This window comes from Brevibacillus sp. FSL L8-0520 (genome assembly GCF_037963895.1).
Taxonomy (GTDB): domain Bacteria; phylum Bacillota; class Bacilli; order Brevibacillales; family Brevibacillaceae; genus Brevibacillus; species Brevibacillus borstelensis.
In genome coordinates, this window is sequence record NZ_CP150171.1 from 5,126,763 (window position 1) to 5,144,559 (window position 17,797).

At 53.5% G+C, this 17,797-nt stretch carries 12 protein-coding genes; 7 read left to right on the forward strand and 5 right to left on the reverse strand.

Features of this window, described 5'->3' with window-relative positions:
• Nucleotides 1–20: 20 nt before the first annotated feature.
• Together NSQ24_RS24970 and NSQ24_RS24975 are read left to right on the forward strand one after the other, a co-directional pair.
• The gene (locus NSQ24_RS24970) at nucleotides 21–713 is read left to right on the forward strand and encodes a response regulator transcription factor (RefSeq protein ID WP_039071575.1); all 693 of its coding nucleotides are present in this window, start codon (nucleotides 21–23) and stop codon (nucleotides 711–713) included.
• On the forward strand, nucleotides 691–2,871 hold the full coding sequence (locus NSQ24_RS24975) for a sensor histidine kinase (RefSeq protein ID WP_327926043.1): 2,181 nt from the start codon (nucleotides 691–693) through the stop codon (nucleotides 2,869–2,871). Before NSQ24_RS24970 ends, NSQ24_RS24975 begins: the two co-directional genes overlap by 23 nt.
• Before the next feature lie 263 nt (nucleotides 2,872–3,134).
• Here the strand turns inward: NSQ24_RS24975 and NSQ24_RS24980 are convergent, their stop codons facing one another.
• Genes NSQ24_RS24980 through proV form a run of 3 tightly spaced genes read right to left on the reverse strand, consistent with a single transcriptional unit; the run spans nucleotide 3,135 to nucleotide 6,326 of the window.
• Nucleotides 3,135–4,073, reverse strand: coding sequence for a glycine betaine ABC transporter substrate-binding protein (locus NSQ24_RS24980; protein ID WP_003388631.1), 939 nt, complete (start codon nucleotides 4,071–4,073; stop codon nucleotides 3,135–3,137).
• A gap of 11 nt (nucleotides 4,074–4,084) precedes the next feature.
• The gene (locus tag NSQ24_RS24985; protein WP_024984499.1) at nucleotides 4,085–4,924 is read right to left on the reverse strand and encodes a proline/glycine betaine ABC transporter permease; all 840 of its coding nucleotides are present in this window, start codon (nucleotides 4,922–4,924) and stop codon (nucleotides 4,085–4,087) included.
• Between the two features lies 1 nt (nucleotide 4,925).
• Complete coding sequence (proV, locus tag NSQ24_RS24990; protein WP_339166847.1) at nucleotides 4,926–6,326, reverse strand: glycine betaine/L-proline ABC transporter ATP-binding protein ProV; 1,401 nt, start codon at nucleotides 6,324–6,326, stop codon at nucleotides 4,926–4,928.
• Between the two features lie 251 nt (nucleotides 6,327–6,577).
• Here proV and NSQ24_RS24995 point away from each other — a divergent pair, with 251 nt between their 5' ends.
• From NSQ24_RS24995 to lplT, 5 genes are all read left to right on the forward strand, one after another.
• Nucleotides 6,578–7,126 (forward strand): hypothetical protein, encoded by a 549-nt coding sequence (locus NSQ24_RS24995; protein WP_003388634.1) that lies wholly within the window; start codon nucleotides 6,578–6,580, stop codon nucleotides 7,124–7,126.
• Nucleotides 7,127–7,381: 255 nt separating this feature from the next.
• On the forward strand, nucleotides 7,382–8,755 hold the full coding sequence (locus tag NSQ24_RS25000; RefSeq protein WP_024984501.1) for a HAMP domain-containing sensor histidine kinase: 1,374 nt from the start codon (nucleotides 7,382–7,384) through the stop codon (nucleotides 8,753–8,755).
• Between the two features lie 30 nt (nucleotides 8,756–8,785).
• Complete coding sequence (locus NSQ24_RS25005) at nucleotides 8,786–9,427, forward strand: response regulator transcription factor (protein ID WP_003388636.1); 642 nt, start codon at nucleotides 8,786–8,788, stop codon at nucleotides 9,425–9,427.
• A gap of 142 nt (nucleotides 9,428–9,569) precedes the next feature.
• Nucleotides 9,570–11,681, forward strand: coding sequence for an AMP-binding protein (locus NSQ24_RS25010; protein WP_003388637.1), 2,112 nt, complete (start codon nucleotides 9,570–9,572; stop codon nucleotides 11,679–11,681).
• Nucleotides 11,681–12,880, forward strand: a complete 1,200-nt coding sequence (gene lplT, locus NSQ24_RS25015; protein WP_122957995.1) for a lysophospholipid transporter LplT — start codon at nucleotides 11,681–11,683, stop codon at nucleotides 12,878–12,880. The genes NSQ24_RS25010 and lplT overlap by 1 nt, the downstream gene beginning before the upstream one ends.
• Before the next feature lie 98 nt (nucleotides 12,881–12,978).
• Here the strand turns inward: lplT and ltrA are convergent, their stop codons facing one another.
• Both ltrA and NSQ24_RS25025 read right to left on the reverse strand, forming a co-directional pair.
• A complete protein-coding gene (gene ltrA / locus NSQ24_RS25020; protein ID WP_024985202.1) occupies nucleotides 12,979–14,244 on the reverse strand; it encodes a group II intron reverse transcriptase/maturase in 1,266 nt (421 codons plus the stop codon).
• A 790-nt stretch (nucleotides 14,245–15,034) separates the two neighbouring features.
• Nucleotides 15,035–17,797 (reverse strand): hypothetical protein, encoded by a 2,763-nt coding sequence (locus tag NSQ24_RS25025; RefSeq protein WP_339166849.1) that lies wholly within the window; start codon nucleotides 17,795–17,797, stop codon nucleotides 15,035–15,037.

A 17,797-nucleotide genomic window follows, 5' to 3' on the forward strand; every position in this document is an offset into this window, starting at 1 on the left:
TCGTAAGGTGGGAAGCTGGCGTGTCCAAGTATAATGTGCTTGTCGTGGACGATGAAGCAGAAATCCGCGACGCGATCGAAATTTATCTCAAGAACGAAAACATCAAGGTATTCAAAGCGGAGAACGGACTTCAAGCTTTGGAAGTGTTAAACAGCGAGGATTTGCACCTCATTATCATGGATATTATGATGCCGCAGATGGACGGGATCAAAGCGACCTTTGCCATCCGGGAAAGCCGAAACATTCCGATCATCATGCTGTCGGCAAAATCGGAGGATACGGACAAAATCCTCGGGCTTAACGTCGGAGCGGACGACTATGTAACGAAGCCGTTTAACCCGATGGAGCTGGTAGCGCGGGTCAAATCGCAGCTGCGGCGCTATACCCATCTGGGGACGTATGTTGCGAGCGAAGACGAAATTCACGTCAGGGGGCTGGTCCTCAACACGACCTCCAAGACGGTTTTTGTCGATGACGAGGAGGTTCGCCTGACCCCTACGGAGTACAAAATCCTCGAGCTGCTGATGAAAAACAAGGGCCGTGTCTTCTCCATTGAAGAAATATACGAGCTGGTCTGGAAGGAACCGTACATGAACGCCGAAAATACGGTGGCTGTACATGTGAGAAGAATCAGGGAAAAGATCGAGATCAACCCGAAGGAACCGAAATATTTAAAGGTGGTATGGGGAATTGGATACAAAATCGAAAAATAAGCTGGGGCTGATTCTGGTTTCCCTGCTGTTCCTGTGTATGACCTCTCTTTCTTTCCTGGCGTCGGCGGACATCGCTTTGCGGACCGATTACCTTCAACAGGACCGCTACTACAAGACAAATGGCTTCCAGGAGGAGCTCAGCCAGTTTATCGACATGGTCAAAAGGCTTCATTTCAACTACCGGGGGTATCCCGACAAAACAGATATGGAGAAGCTCGGAGAAGATCAATACGAGCAGCTCAAGAGCGATTTCGCGAGCAGCTCTGCGGGGCAAATGGAAGAAATCAACCAGCATTACGCTTCACTGATCGCGGAAGCCGAGGCTTCCGGAAAAGCGGCGAATGTCCCCAAGCTGGAACAGGCAAGAGACCAGGAACTGCAAAAGATACGCCAGTCTCAGGAAGAATCGTTCCGGCAAGCGGTGAAGCAAGCCGTTGCCGCAAAGGACCAGGAATACAGGGATCTGGAGGACAGCATCGCTTTGCGGAGCGGGTCATTCCGCTACTACATCGTGAACAAGAACAGGGACGAGGTGTACACCAATGTACCGACCCCTCCTTCGGTGGAAGAACTGAAATCCAACTCTGTCTATTCCATCCGCTTTCCTAACAGCGACAACGAAACGGATAACAGCTTCCGTTGGATCAATCACTTTTTTCAAACCAATCACTGGGAAGGGATCATCTACGTCCCGAAAAATGTGGAAGGATACAGCCTGATCCACTCCAACGCGCAGTATTATGCGGCGATCCGCGAAAGGCTGTTCAAGGAATGCGCCCTGCTCGTCATCACCGCTGTAGCTGCGGTCGGACTGTTCCTGTATTTGCGCAAGCGCGCAGCCGAGCTCTCCTTTGTCGAAGGCTCGCTCTTCTTGCTGCGGCGCATTCCCGTTGACCTGCGAATCTTCGTGCTGTTCTTTGCCGTCTTCTGCGCGGTTGTGCTGGCCATCTCCGTCTCGTTTTTTTCGCTGCCTCTTCGTCCCGAGCAGCTCATTATCCTCGGGCTGGAATCGTTCGCCGCAGCCTACGTTACGCTCTGCTTGATAGAGGCCGCTCGGATGCTACGGGACCGAGAGCTGTGGCAGCGGCAATGGCAGAAAAGCTGGTTTGTCAAATACCGTGAACTGCTCACGGATGTATTGGCCAATCGAAACATCTTGGTCAAGCTCATCCTGATGGTTGGCCTGTCGCTTGCCTTTCCCGTGAGCGCATTGGTCGCTCTCATTTCCCTTGATCGTCGCGAAGAGCTCTTTCTGTTGGTTTCAGGAGCTTACTGCCTGTTTTACGTCACTATCGTGCTTCCGTACATTCTCAGGAGAATCAGCCTGATGAACAAAATCTTCCGCGGTGCCGAAGAGATGGCAGCCGGAAATCTGGACCACCAGATCATCGCGACAGGCAAAGGAAAAGGAAACCTGTCCCGCCTGGCCGACAACCTGAACAATATCAAGCAAGGCTTCAAGGAATCCGTCGAAGGCCAGATAAAAAGCGAACGGCTCAAGTCGGAGCTGATCACCAATGTCTCCCACGACTTGAAAACGCCGCTCACCTCTATCGTCAACTATGTCAATCTCTTAAAAGGGGAAAATCTGAAGCCTGAAGAGGTCGCAAGCTATATCGAGGTGCTGGACAGAAAGACCCAGCGGCTGAAGGTGCTGATCGACGATCTGTTCGAGGCGTCCAAGATGGCCAGCGGAGCGGTGGAGCTGCAGGTGGAGAACGTCAACGTGGCTTCGCTTTTGAATCAGGCCCTGGCGGAGTTCAGTGACAAGATCGAGGAGTCCTCGCTCACCTTCCGCGTGCAGGTCGAGCAGCAGCAGATGTTTGCCAAGCTGGATGGCAACAAAACGTGGAGAGTGCTGGAAAACCTGATCGTCAATGCGCTGAAGTATTCCATGCCGAATACGCGCGTGTACGTCTCCCTGTCCGAGCAAAACGCAGAAGTCATCCTCACCATGAAAAACGTCTCCGCCTACGAGATCGACTTCGATGCCGAAGAACTGTTCGAGAGGTTCAAACGGGGTGACAAATCACGGCATACCGAAGGCTCCGGCCTCGGTCTGGCGATTGCCAAAAGCATCGTAGAGCTCCAGAGAGGACGTCTGGAGATTGAGATCGACGGAGACTACTTCAAGGTCACGGTCGCGTTTCCGAAGTAACCCGGGTAGGTCGTGTTCCGTGTTCCTTAGCTTCCTCACCTCTGCAGCTTCCAGGTCTATAAATACAAAAAAGTACAGCCCTGCACCCGAATGAATCGGGAACAGGGCTGTCTTTCTTTTAGATACCTTGCTTGCATCTTTGTTTGCTTACTTACTCACTTACTTGCTCACTCTTACTTGCTTACCCGCTAACTTATTTGCTTTTTTGCTTATCCGCTTCCCTACTTGCTCGCTTACCTAGCCTTTTCTCACCGGATTTGTCCTTACTTCTTCAAATCCTCAATCGAGTCGATGTCCATATAAGCAGGAACGACGAGTCCAACCTTGGTTCCTTCCAGATTCGCGCCCAGGTCTTCGACGTCTTTACCCAGCTTTTCATAGTAATCGGCGTGAGTGGTCGGCAGCCATGCCGCTACCATTCCGTCCACATCGCCATTGGCTACGCCAGCCCACATCGGACCTGCTTCCACCTGGCTCAGCTCGACCTGGTACTTCAGCTTTTGTTCCAGAACGGTCTTGACGACATTCGTGCTGGCAATTTCCGAATCCCACGCTACATACGCCAGGGAAATCTTCTTGCCGTCCGCAGGCTGAATGCCCTCAACCCACTTGTTTACCTTTTCTTCGTTGTTTTTCACCCATTCGGCTGCTGCTTCCTCGGGCTTTTTCCCGTCTGCAATGTCCAGCATCACTTTTTCCATGTCCTCGGTCGTCCAATGGAAATTGTCGAGGAAAGCATACGCGCTTGGCTGATCCTCCTTCAACCCTTTACGCACAACCGTATGAATCTCTTCACCTGCTCCGAACACGCCTTTCGGGTCCTTCAAGTATTTCAGCTCATACTTGGAGAACTTCCAGTGCGGTGTCCAGCCTGTGATGATGATTGGCTTTTTGTCCTTGTACGCCTGTGTCAAAGCGGCGGTCATCGCGGCACCGGAGCCCTCGACCAGCTCCCAATCCTTCAGGTCGTATTCCTCGATGGCTTTTTCTGCCGCTTTCATAATGCCAGCACCCGGATCGATCCCGATGATTTTGTAGTCGACCTGGGCTCCGACACCGCCGGAACCGCCGGTTGAACCTTCTGCGGACTGGCCGCCCTGGCTATCTTTTGGCAGCTCCGCGGATGGCGCTCCCGAGCAGCCTGCCATCAGCAAGCTAATTCCCAATACGGCTGCGATTCCTGTGCTCCATCTCTTTTTCATGAAGACCCCTCCTAGGCGTTTTTCTTTTTCCCCATGCTTTGGGTGATCCTATCCAATAAAATGGCCATGATGACGATTGCCAGACCGGCTTCGAAGCCTGCACCGATCTTGATCTGGGTAACGGCGCGGTACACGTCCGCCCCGAGTCCTTTGGCACCAATCATCGACGCGATCACGACCATGGACAGCGCGAGCATGATGCTTTGGTTGATACCTGCCATAACGGTTGGTCTGGCAAGCGGCATCTGTACTTTCACCAGCTTTTGCCACGCCGTGGAGCCGAATGCATCCGAAGCCTCGATCAGCTCGGCTGGCACTTGTCTGATCCCCAGATTGGTCAGCCGGATCGTCGGCGGCATCGCAAAAATAACGGAGGCGATGACCCCGGGCACTTTGCCCAGACCAAAGAAGAAGATCGCCGGAATCAGGTAGACAAACGCCGGCATCGTTTGCATGAAATCCAGAACAGGCGTCACAACATTGCGGACGCTATCCGTTCGCGCACACCAAATCCCGACAGGAATACCGATAATGACAGAGATAAGACCAGCAGTCATAACCAATGCCAGGGTATCCATGGCGTGCTCCCAATACCCCAGATTTTCGATCAGAAGAAGTCCGATAAACGAGAACAGGGCGATTGGCCATTTTCCTGCACGATAAGCGAGCAGCACCAGGACGATGATCAAAAGCCACGACGGCAACCCCGAAAACAACAGGGCAAACAAATCGACAAGACCGCCGATCACTGTCGTAATCATGTCAAAGACGATGCCCAGATGATCATCCAAAAAATCAACCACATTTTCTATCCAACGGTCTACCGGCAACTTAGGAAAAAGCTCTCCCATCCTACTTCACCTGCCTTTCTTCCGCGAAAGCATGATCCTCATCCGTTTTCACGTCCGCGGCAGCCTGCTTGTTTTCGCTTTTGTTCACACCGATATTCACACGCGTATTCGCGCTTGCATTCAAGCTTGCAGGATTCATCGCATTCGTCCCTGCATTCTCACCGCTATTCGCACCTTCCATCGCAGCGGCAGTCTGATCGGCATGGGGAGTGCTGCCCACTTCCGGATTTACCTTCCCTGCCAGACCTCCCAACACGCTGCCCTTCACGACAACACCGAGCAGGCGGTTTTGTTCCCCGACTACTGCTACCGGAATGTCTGAAAAAGCGACCAGGTCAAACAGCTCGTGAAGCAATGTCTTTGGCGAGACCGTCGGAATCTCTTTTCGCATCACAGACTCCAACGTCAAGGACTCCTGCTTGGCCGTATTCACCGCATCGGCCGTCACTACGCCAAGCAGCGTTTTTTTGCGGTCCACCACATATAGGCTGGAGACGCCGCTGTCTCTCATAAGCTGCAGGGCGACCCGCGGCCCCTTGTCTAGCGTAATCGTTTGGGCCCGCTTCATCACGTGCTCGGCAGAAAGAACCTTGGAGCGGTCCACGTCTTCCACGAATTTCTCCACGTACTCATTGGCCGGATTGGTCAGAATTTCTTCCGGCGTTCCGATCTGAACGATCGTCCCGTCCTTCATCAGCGCGATCCGGTCCCCGATCTTCAGCGCCTCATCCAGATCGTGCGTAATAAAGATAATCGTCTTTTGCATCGTCGCCTGCAATTCCAGAAGCTCATCCTGCATGTCTTTGCGAATGAGCGGATCAAGCGCACTGAACGCTTCGTCCATCAACAGCACATCCGGATCGTTTGCCAGCGCTCTGGCGAGTCCCACCCGCTGCTGCATCCCGCCGCTCAACTGATCCGGGTAGCTGTCTTCCCAGCCGGCCAGCCCGACAAGCGACAGAGCTTCACGCGCTTTCGGCTCGCGCTCAGATTTTGGAATATTCTGTATTTCCAAACCGAACTCTACGTTCTCCAATACGGTCCGGTGGGGGAAAAGGGCAAACTTTTGAAAGACCATACCCAGTTTTTTTCTTCTGACCTCTTGCAGCTGCTGTTCGTTCATCTGCACGATATCCGCATGGTCAATCAGAACTTTTCCCTCTGTAGGCTCAATCAGCCGGTTCAACAGCCGCACCAGCGTCGACTTCCCGCTCCCGGACAATCCCATAATGACAAAGATTTCGCCCGCCTCTACTTCAAAGCTGGCCTGGTTGACCCCGACGGTCAGACCGGTTTCCTTCAAAATCTCCTGCTTGGTTTTACCCTGCTTTACAAGAGGAAGGGCGCGCTGCGGCTGACGCCCGAATACTTTCGTCAACTGCTCTACCTTGATTTTTGGCATAACGTCACCTCCGAATAAATTGTTCGCACGAATCTGACCCTCTTATTGTATCGGTCGGCCCTTTGTTTCCACAAATTTGGTAAGGGGCCATATTCGAGCGTAATCTTTGTTCAGAAAAAACTTTACGTACTTTTTGTTCCGTATTCTCAGTATATCTAGCATATACGGTAAGATTCGTTTATTTACTTTCGCAAACTTCATTAGTACAATCGTTAACAGGTAAATTGACCAGAGGAGCTGCTCTTTTCAAAATGGAAGACAAACATGAAGAAAAATTGAATAAGGCCCAGGAACGAGTCATCGAGACACTAGCCAAGAACATGGAGCTGTATGGGATTACGATGTCTACTGGTCTGTTGTATGGCACAATGCTGTTTCAGGATAAAGCCATGACCTTGGACGAGATGGGCGAAGCGCTCGGCATGAGCAAAACGAGCATGAGCACAGGTGTCCGCACCTTGATGGATTTGCAGATGGTGGACAAAATCTGGAAAAAAGGCACACGGAAGGATCACTACGAGGTCAATCTGGATTGGCACCAGACCTTTATTGATTTCTTCTCCTTGAAATGGAGAGCTGCTTCCGAGCAAAATGTGCATGCGATGAAAAAGTCCCGGCTGGAGCTCCAATCCCTGCTCCAGAACGAAGAGCTTTCCGAAGATTTAAAGGCGCGCGTGGAGAGAAGCATCACCCGCATAGACAACGCACTGGCTTACTACGACTGGCTTTCCCGGTTCATCGACACGATGGAGTCGCATGAGATTTTTGAGCTTGTTCCGAAAGATCCGGTAAAAAAATAGAGAAGCACGAAGCAAAGGAAAAGGCTCCTTTCTCTACTTATCATGTAGAAAAAGGGGCCTGTTTTTATTTGTCCATCAGAAAGCTTGAAGCGTTTTGCCGGCGCTTTTCCTTTTCTCTGTCAGCCATGCTTGTTTCCGCTTGATTTTGGACGGGGCGAAGCAAAAGTTTCCGCAAAAGAGAACCTTGCCAATAAGGCGCCTGCCGCTCCGGTACGGTATAATGGAATCTATACAAATGACAGGAGAAAAGCCGCCATGATGGTTCTCATCTTATTGGCCATATGGGCCTTCGGGGCCTTTGTCTTGTACACGGATCCGAAAAACACGTCTACACGCTGGGCCAGCGCCACCGCATTCGTCGGAGGATGCGGGTTCTTGTCCGCCGTATTCGACGAGACGCTCCTGCCGCTCGTAAAGGACTCGTTTCCGCTTTCCGCTGCCCTGTCCGCCGCGCTGCTCATGGCCAGCAGGGTCTCGTCCTTTATCTGTCAGGTGGGCTTGCCTTACGCGTTTCTCATGTTCGCCGTACACTCCGGAGATTTTCTGCGGCAAAAGACCAAGACCATTCTCCAGTATGCGGCTCTGCTCCCGCCCCTGATCATGCTGCTCATCACACCGATCTACCCGGTGCTGCAGTTTGACTACTGGCTGATGGTGGCATGGGTGATTCCGTATTTTATCGCCGCCAGTCTGATCCTCATCTTGCTGTACAAAAAGGAAAAAGACCCGCTCGTGAAACAGAGCAGGCTGTTTACCAATATTCTCGTCATTTTCCCGGTGCTTCTGGTGTTTATTACCATTTACGTGATGCGGACGCAAAACCACTATGAAGCCTGGAGGTACAACAGTCTGATCGTCGGAATTCAGTTTCTTCTGATTTTGGTGATCAGTGTCAAGTACGGCTTTCTCGGAGTCAAATGGCGCGTGGAAAAACGTCGTCTGGACAGCACACTCCGGGCGATGACGTCAGGGGCGCAAATCATTAACCACACCATCAAAAACGAAGTGGGAAAAATCTCGCTCTACACGGAACGGATGCAGGATTATGCGGAGAAAACCAACCAGCCTGCCCTGCAGGAAGATATACAAGTGATCAAGCAGTCCACTTCCCACCTGCTTGATATGGTCAATCGCATCCAAGGGCAGCTTCGGGACATTGCCCTGCGCGAGGAAACGATTCAGCCCGCCGCCTTGATCGAGCACGTCCTGCAAAATTTGCGCCCCCTCGCGGAACAACAGCAGGTGGATATCCGGACAGAGCTGGACGACCAGTGGCTGCTTCGCTGCGATCCTGTGCAGGTCCGCGAGATTTTGATCAACCTGACCATGAACGCCCTGGAGGCGATGAAGCAGGGCGGCACGCTAACGCTGCACCTGTTTTTATCCAAGAAACACCTCGTCATCGCCGTAGCCGACACCGGCGTAGGGATCGCCAAGGAAAACCTTCCGCATGTACTCGATCCCTTCTTCTCGACCAAGAAGACGGGGACAAACTTCGGGCTCGGGCTTTCCTACTGCTACAACGTGATGCAAAAACACCAGGGCACCCTGGAAATTTACAGCGTCAAGGACGAGGGAACAAATGTCTTCTTGTACTTCCCGCACCAGCGGGTGGAGTCAGTCGAATAAAGAAAGCACCTGTGAAAAGGAGGGAGACCCATGGAACAAATCCGCGTCTATATCGTGGAGGACGACCCTGTGTGGCGAAAGGGATTGATTGATTTCATCAGCAAGGAGGCCGATCTCTCCATCGTCGGCGAGGCCGCCGCCAAGGACGATGCGCTCGCCTGGTTTCAGGACGGCGAAGCCGACGTCGTGCTGATGGACATCAACCTGACCGAGAACAATCTCGACGGGATCGAAACCGCGCTGGCGCTGACGGAGATGGGCCGCGAGCTGGCCATCATCATGCTCACCTCGCTGACGGCAGAGGAGGTCATCGTCGAATCCTTCTCCGCCGCGGCGGTCGTCAATTACATCAGCAAGTCCAATTTCAAGGAAATACCCGGTGCGATCCGCGCCGCCTATCAGCGCCAGTCCGCCATCCATCCCACCGCCGCCGCCGCGCTTCGAAACGAATTCATGCGGCTGAAAAGCGGCGAGGACCAGAAGCTGCTGTCTCCGGCGGAAAAGGACATCCTGCAGCTCATCCACCAGGGCCAGACGCAATCCCAGATTGAGCAGACCCTGCACATCACCAAGCGCACGATCAAAAACCACATCAACCGCATCCTGAAAAAAATGGGCGTCAAAACGAGCAAGGAAGCGGCGGCCAAGGCCAAACAAAAAAAGCTGTTTTGAGCGGCTTTCCAGCTCCTCACAGCCTTATCCGGTAGTCTTATGACCAGGTACCAATGAAAGTTGGTACTTTTTTTACTTCTGGCGCCGCGTAGAATGAGAACTAACAAGACCGGTCCTTATCACAAGAAAAGGTGTGGTTCAGATGGTTCTCATTTATACCTTTATCAAATGGCTTCTGATGCTCTGGTTTCGCCCGCGTGTCCATGGCCTCGGCAAGCTGGATCTCTCCCAGCCGGGCATCATCATTCCCAATCACGTCTCTTTGTTGGATGCGGTGCTCCTGTCCTTCTGCCTTCCATCCAACACGACCTTTGTAGCCAATACAGAGATCGCAAAAAAGTTTTCACTTTTCCTGCGTTTCCGAAAACATATCACCGTTGACCCGATGAATCCTTATTCCATTCGCCATATGATCCGCGTCGTCAAAAACGGCGATTCGCTGGTCATCTTCCCGGAAGGCCGCATCACGACAACCGGCGGCTTGATGAAGATCTACAGCGGCGTAGGCTATCTGGCGATGCGAACCGGCGCTACCGTTTACCCGGTCATCATCCAGGGCCTCGAGCGCTCCGTATTCTCGTATCTGAAAGGCAAGCTGCGCATCGTCTGGTTCCCGAAGGTAGACATCACGGTCGGCACTCCATTTACGATGCATAAAAAGGAAAACGTCTCGATGCGGGAGCAAAAGGCAGCCGGAAGCGACCTGATCCTGCGCACGATGCAGCGCGAGCTGTTCCAGGCTCGGATGAAACAGAATGTAAACATGTTCAACGAAGCGCTGGAGGCTTCCAGGATTCACGGCAAAAAGCTCGTCATCGCCAAAGACATGACATCGTCCATCAACTACCGGACGCTTTTCATCGGCAGCTATCTGCTCGGCGACAAAATGCAGAACCTGTTGAAAGGCGAGCGGACGGTAGGTGTGCTCCTGCCGACATCCGTCGGGCATCTGGTTACACTGTTTGCCCTGTTCCGGATCGGCGTGACCCCGGCGATCCTGAATTTCTCGCTCGGCATCCGCTCGCTTCTGGATTGCTGCGAAACGGCCGGGATCAAAACAGTATTGACCTCCCGCGTGTTTATTGAAAAAGGAAAGCTGCAGCATCTGATTGACGGACTGGAAGGGCGCGTACACATCGTTTACCTGGAGGATGTCAAGGCGTCCGCTACGACAGGCAACAAGCTTTCCGCCCTGGTCTCCTACCTGACCGGCAAGCGGTCAAAGGCTGAGACAAACGAGCTGATCCTGTTTACCTCCGGCAGCGAAAGCAAGCCGAAGGGCGTCGTCCTGACGCATACCAACCTGTACGCCAACATCATGCAGGTAAAAAGCGTGATCGATCTGACGAACCAGGACAAGATTTTAAACGCGCTGCCGATGTTCCACAGCTTTGGCCTGACGGCGGGTTCGATGCTGCCAGTCATCGCGGGCATTCCGGCCTATCTGTATCCGAGTCCGCTTCATTACAAGGTCATCTCTGAGCTGTGCTACGACCAGAACATCACGCTCATGTTCGGGACATCGACATTCCTCGCCGGCTACGGCAAATATGCTCATCCGTACAACTTCTACTCGCTCCGCTATATTTTCGCCGGAGCGGAAAAGCTGAAGCCCGATGTACGGCAGATGTGGATGGACAAATTCGGGGTACGCATTTTCGAAGGCTACGGTGCGACAGAGACATCCCCGATCCTCTCGCTGAACACGCCGCTGGCCAACAAGCCGGGTACGGTCGGGCGTCTCTTGCCCGGCATGGAATACCAGCTAGAGCAGGTAGAAGGCATCACCCAAGGCGGCGAGCTGCTCGTCAAAGGCCCGAACGTCATGAAGGGCTACCTGATTCACGGCAAAGGGTTTATTCCCTGCGAGGAATGGTACCACACAGGCGACCTCGTGGAAGCCGATGCCGACGGATATTTGACCATTCAGTCGCGTCTGAAGCGCTTCGCCAAAATCGGCGGAGAGATGGTTTCGCTCAATCTCGTGGAGGAGCTGGCTGCCCAGTGCTTTGGCCATTCCGATTTTGCCACCGTCACGATCAGCGACGCTCGCAAAGGAGAGCGCATTCTCCTCTACACGACAGATGAAACGGCAAAGCTGGATCGGCTTCGGGCTTACCTGGCGGAGAAGCAATTCTCTCCCCTGCTGCTCCCGTCCTCCATCCGCTGGACCAAAGCGCTGCCCTTGCTTGGCAGCGGAAAAACGGACTACGTCACGCTGAAACAAATGGCTGAAAAAGGAGAACCCGCATGATGAAAAATCGAATGCGACCGCTGCAGGCCCTCTACTTTACCCAGTTCCTGTCTGCCTTTGCCGACAACATGATCCTGTTTGTCATCGCCAATTTGCTGCAGGACAACGGCTTTTCACCCGTGATGCTGGCGCTTGTTTCGATGGCCTTCTTTCTTCCTTATATCGCTTTGGCCCCGCTCGTGGGGCCTTTCGCCGACAAGCATCCGAAGTCGCTCGTGCTGGTGGTTGGCAATCTGATCAAGGTGCTGGGTGTCCTGATTCTTCTGGTTATTGACCAAAGCAGTATCCTGATGCTGATGCTCGCTTACTTTACCGTCGGGGTGGGGGCGGTCGTCTACTCTCCCGCCAAGTACGGCATCCTGCCGGAGCTGACGCAAAATGAAGACCAGCTCTTCCATGCCAACGCCCGCATCGAAGCGTATACGATCATCGCCATTTTGACCGGGATCGGGGGCGGCGGCGCGATTGCCGCCATGACCCCCACCCTCGTATCGTCCGCCATTTGTCTGGTTCTGTACGGCTTGTCCGTGTTGATGACGTTCAACATCCCGAGGATCAACGGAAACGCGATGATTCGCTACGGCACGGAAACCCGTTTGTTCTTTGCACACTTCCGGCAGCTGCTCAGAAAGCCGGAGACCGGATTCGCCATTGTCGGAACAGGCGCCTTTTGGATGAGCTCCTCGGTCCTTCGCGTAGCGGTTATCGCCTGGATTCCGATCGCGCTCGGGATCGATCCGAAAAGCTCTGCGGTCTCGCTGATTTTGGCAACGACATCCATCGGGATTATCGCCGGTGCGTTTCTCGCTCCCAAGCTGATTCCGCTGCAGCGGTTTTACCGCTCGATCATGTACGGCTTTCTGATGTTTGTGCTGATCCTGCTGTTCCCGCTGTTTCATATCACGGCGGTTGCCATCCTGTTTTTGCTCCTGGTTGGCTTTATGGGCGGCGTGTTTATCGTCCCGATGAACACCGTCCTGCAGGAGGAAGGAAAGAAGATGGTCGGTACGGGAAAAACGATTGCCATTCAGAACTTTGTCGAGAACGCGCTCATGCTGGTTGGATCGGGTATCTACTACGTCATCATCTATCTCGGCACAACCGTCAGCGGCGCGATCATTGCCCAGGGTCTTGTTCTGCTGGTGTTCCTGCTGTATCTGGCCGGGCAGACCAAACGGCTGGCGGCAACGAGGATGTAGGGCCGCCAGCGTGCATCCCTGTTTTACAATCGAGTAGGAGGGGGCGACTAACCCCCGTCCTCTCACACCACCGTACGTACCGTTCGGTATACGGCGGTTCACCAAGCTTGACGAATTTGAGAATATCGTTGCACTAAGCTTTTCAGCCCTTGTTGTTGCCAGTAGGCAATGCCGAGGGCTTTGTGTATATGCGGAGATTTTGTGGTACGCCATGCACCCTTGCGGGTATTTGCAATTTCAATGGCTTTTACGTGAGATATGCCAAGAGAACGAAGTTCTCGATATCTGGTTCTCACGCGTTTCCACTGCATCCACAAACAAAGACGGAGCCTGCGCCTTGTCCATTCCTCAATGGATTGTAGAATGCCCTTCGCGTCTGCAAGGGCGAAATATCCAATCCAGCCCATGAGGTACTGATTTATTCTTTCAATCCGCTTCTCCATCGAGATGCTCCACACCGGATTCGTGATCGTGCGGATTTTCTCTTTTAGCTTGAGGAGGGATTTGGGGTGGATGCGAATCCTTGTCTGTTTTGCAAAGGTAAAACTAAAGCCCAAGAATTTTCGTTTCCATGGTCGGTCTATCGCGCTTTTCTCCTCATTTACTTTTAGCCTTAGTACCTTCTCCAAGTGGTTTTGAATACTCTTCTTTACTCGTTCCCCTGCCCGTTTTGTTTTCACGTAGATATTACAATCGTCTGCGTAGCGGCAGAAACGGTGGCCTCTCTTTTCGAGTTCCTTGTCCAAATCATCAAGTAGGATATTTGCCAAAAGTGGGCTTAACGGCCCACCTTGCGGTGTTCCTTCACTTGATGTTGTACAGACGCCATTTATCATGATCCCCGCATTCAAGTAGGAACGAATCAGTCTTAAAATTCTCTTGTCCTGAACTTTTCGAGCCACACGGCTCATTAGAATATCATGATTTACGCGATCAAAGAATTTCTCTAGATCGATGTCCACCACGAAACGATATCCTTCGGAGATATACGCTTGCGCTTTCCTTACTGCCATGTGAGCGCTACGTTTTGGACGGAACCCATAGCTAGATTCCGAGAAGGTGGGGTCGAAGATCGGCGTTAACACTTGGAGGATGGCCTGCTGAATAAAGCGGTCTACCACGGTGGGAATGCCTAATAACCTTACACCACCGTCAGGTTTCGGGATTTCGACTCTGCGAACAGGTGAAGGTCTATAGGTTCCCCTTTCCATCTTCTCGCGGATGGCTTGCCAGTGTTCACGTAGATAATCGCGTAGTTGTTCGGTTGAAACACCATCGACTCCACCGACACCTTTGTTTTCCTCCACTCGTTGGAGTGCCATCCGTAAGTTTTCCCGTGATAAGACTTTTTCCAGCAAATCCATAATGATGTTCCTTCCTTCGCACATGCGGACTCCGTGCTTGCTGTACGATACTCAGCCCTCTTTTGTACCCTCGGGGCTTCACCCCTGCTCTTCAAAAGTAGTTCCTTGACAGAATTCTGCTTCGACGTACCGTATCAAAAGACATGGATCGCATGCTGACTTGATGTTCGGCCCTTCCCCATTCAAGCGTCCTCTACTCGGGTACTATGGCCTCTGCTGACTTCTGCATGTTCAGCGTCTCCTTACGGAGACGGTTACCAACAGTTGAAGGCGTTTCATGCAGACCTCCCCAGGTAAGAACGATAACTTTCATCCCATGTACCTGCCCAAGTTTACTACTGTATCCCTTGGCTGTATGGGGCTTTGTCTTGTTTGGCAGACTCGCCCGGATACAACAGCCTCAAATTGGGTTCGTGTACCTCAGGTCGGGATTTTGCCGCCGGCTTCCTTCAGATTCGACCTCGCGGTCGACACCCTTGCCTTGAGCTAACGGTTGGTACAGCCAACCCCCGTTCGGGACTTTCACCCTATAGCTATCGCCCATGCTGGGCGCACCAAAAAGAAAGCCGTGACTGTTCTGGTCACGGCTTTTGGCTTGCTGTTTATTTGGTTTTGCAATGACGTAGTGCGCTGCTTCCATTCGAGCTTGCACGTCAAAATGGGCAGCTTTGGTTTGTGTACGGTATGTTTGCTGGTGCGTCTGTTTGCGTATAATTTGCTGTACCGGCGGTTCGTGACGGATTGTTCGTCGTACGTTTGTTTACCGCTATCCGGAGCCTGTAGGCAGTGCCTAAGGGGGCGACGGCGAGGACTGCCCATCGCCTGTTTTTGGCGTCGGGCTTGTATTTGGACCGTTTTCCCCGGTGCCGGAGCTTCCGGCATTTGACTCATCCTTGGTAGTACCGGCACTTCCGGTTTTGCCAGTATCCCCGGGACTGTTCGTATTTTCGGTATTACCGGTATTTCCCGTGTTTTCAGCGTTTCCGCTATTTCCAGCATTTCCGGTACTTCCAGAATTTCCGGTGGTACTTCCACCATTTCCGGCATCCCCGGTATTTCCAGCATTCCCGGCATCTCCCGCTGGGGTACCATTTCCAGCAGGCAGCATCGGTCCGTAGATCCGAACAGGCGGATTGCTTGCCTCACCGCTGCCCGGCACGGACACGCCTGTACCGGGGTTGCCGGTCCCGCCTCCAGATGCAGGGTGGCCTGCTTCTCCGGTGGCTGGCGTCGTTTGTTTTGACGTATAGAGCATAACACCGCCGACAGAGCCTCCGGCTACAAGCAGGGCCGTGCCGATGACCATGATGCCTGTATGCCGCCGGAAGAGGCGCACCAATCCATTCGAGCTCTCGTTTCGCACCTCGTCCAGCACCCTCCGAAAGTCGGCGTTTCGAACGGCGTACCATTTCTTCCGCCAAGCCTTGTCGCGCAGCCTTTGTCCCTTGTCTTCGAGGAAATACCGCTTTAGCGCCGCTCGGTAACCGGGCGCGAGGGCTTTCCCGTGGAAGAAGCTGCGTTCCGTAATCGTCCACTGGACAAACGGATACACGCTTTCTTCCCCGCCCTTTTCATGGACAAAGGAAAGCATTCTGTCATACGGCGTATCGTGGATCGGCTGGGAGTCTGCCTGATAAAACGCAAGCCATACCATCGGAAAGCTCCGTTGGTCCAGCTTTTCCCCCAGGATCCTTCTCAAGAGGCGCTGCTGTTTGTCGATCTCGTCCGGGTCAAAGGAGCGGAAAAACTCCTCGGGGGGCGGAATCACCTCGGCCTGCTCCAGCGCAGCCAGATTCATCAGCAGATCGTACGTTTCCCTGCTTTCCAGATCGAGCTCTCTGGCAAACGTTTGCGGCTTATCCTCCAACAGTTCGACGATCCCCTCAAAGTCTTCGCGGGACAGCGTCTCCAGGTTGACGTATTTCAACAGGCAGCGGTCGATCTCGTCCAGCGTTTCCCGGGCGTAGTCGCTGCTCTCCCGCGACTTCCGGAAAAATCGGTGGATCTGGGATGCTGCATCAGTTTTTTGCCCGCTTCCGCGAAACTGCGCGAGCAGCTTGTTGCGCGTCGCCTCCTTGAAGAACGGGTTTCGCAATGCCTCCGGCGCATGTTCAGCCCAGAAGCCGATTTCCTTCAATACGTCCTCGATGCGGAGCGCAGCCTCCAGCCGTTTGGCCAGATACTCCTCAAACAGCGGCTTCACGAATTGCTCATGCCGCAACGCCGTACTCATGACCAGCGAAAACATCTCCGGTTCGGCGGCCAGATGCTTGTACACCTCGCCTAAGTACTTCCCGGGCTGCATCAGCCTGCCTTTCAGCAGCACGTCCATGAGGTACAATACCATCTCTTTTTGCTTGCTGCGGGGCTCGACGACGCGGCCGGATTGGATGATCAGCCGCACGAGCTCGCCAGCAGGCAGCACGCGGGCCGCGACAGCCGCTTTTTCTTCGCGAAACAGGCCGACGAGCAGCTCTTGCAGCCGCTTTTTGTTTTTCAGTTGGCCATTCTCCACATAATTCAGGATGACCTGCCATACAGCTGCGCGGTTCTTTTCGTATACGGCCATTCTGCCCTTTTCGATCAGAAACAGCGGGCACAGCTCGTAATAGGTAGCCAGCCGCAAGCCAGCTCCGCTCTCGTCGCCGGCCAGCACCTCTTCCGCGAACTGATAAAAATCCGCCAGCACATGGGGCTCATTCAGATACGTCCAGGCAAAATCGAGATATTCGTGTTCGCCCTCCTGCAAATCGGCATTCCAGATGCGCTTGTTTGGCAGATCGAACAAAAATTCCTTGTCGATGTGGCCGGCTCCGGGACGGATGCTGCCTTTTTGCACAAACATGACGTTGATGTGCTTCTTGCTTTGCGGTTCGTTGCTGTAGGTCAGAAAGCCGATATGCCTGCGCATTTCGTAAGGCAGGCAGCCGTAGAGGATTTCCATCAGTTCCTTCGCGGAAGCGGCCGCCGCTCCAACCTCCCCGTCCAGGCTGACAAACACCTTTTTCTTCGCCGAGAGCGACATCATGACGGCGTACAGCAATTGCTTGAAGGTCCGTTCATCTACGCCGAGCCGGGCCAGTGCCCGCTTCCTGTCTCCCGGATCGCCCTCCCGGTACGGAATGTCCTCAAGCGATGGCAACTCCTTCCCCGCCGTCTCGTCATGCTTGCGGTCAAAGCCTTCGATTCCGAAGATTTTGCGGGGGCGCAGGCAAAATTCGTCCCGGCGAAGGGCCGGGATCACGTAGTTGTGGGAAAAAAACGTATTGCGCTGTCCGGTAAAATCGGCGCCGGCATACACGCTTTGACCGATCACCAGCTCCCCCGTCTCGGCCCGGAAGCAGATCAGCGCATCTGGGTACTCCCGCGGGTCCGCTTCTCTCTCCTGGAGCTCCCGCGGGGCGTCGTATACGCAGAACGGGTGGAGCGTCTTCTTGATAAACGAATTGTCCAGCCCCGGGGATTTGGCGACGGTATCGTACCCCTCGTTGGAGCGGAAAATGCCTTGGCGCCCGCGCGTGTAGTATTGCTGCTCGATCAAATGCCGCGTCAC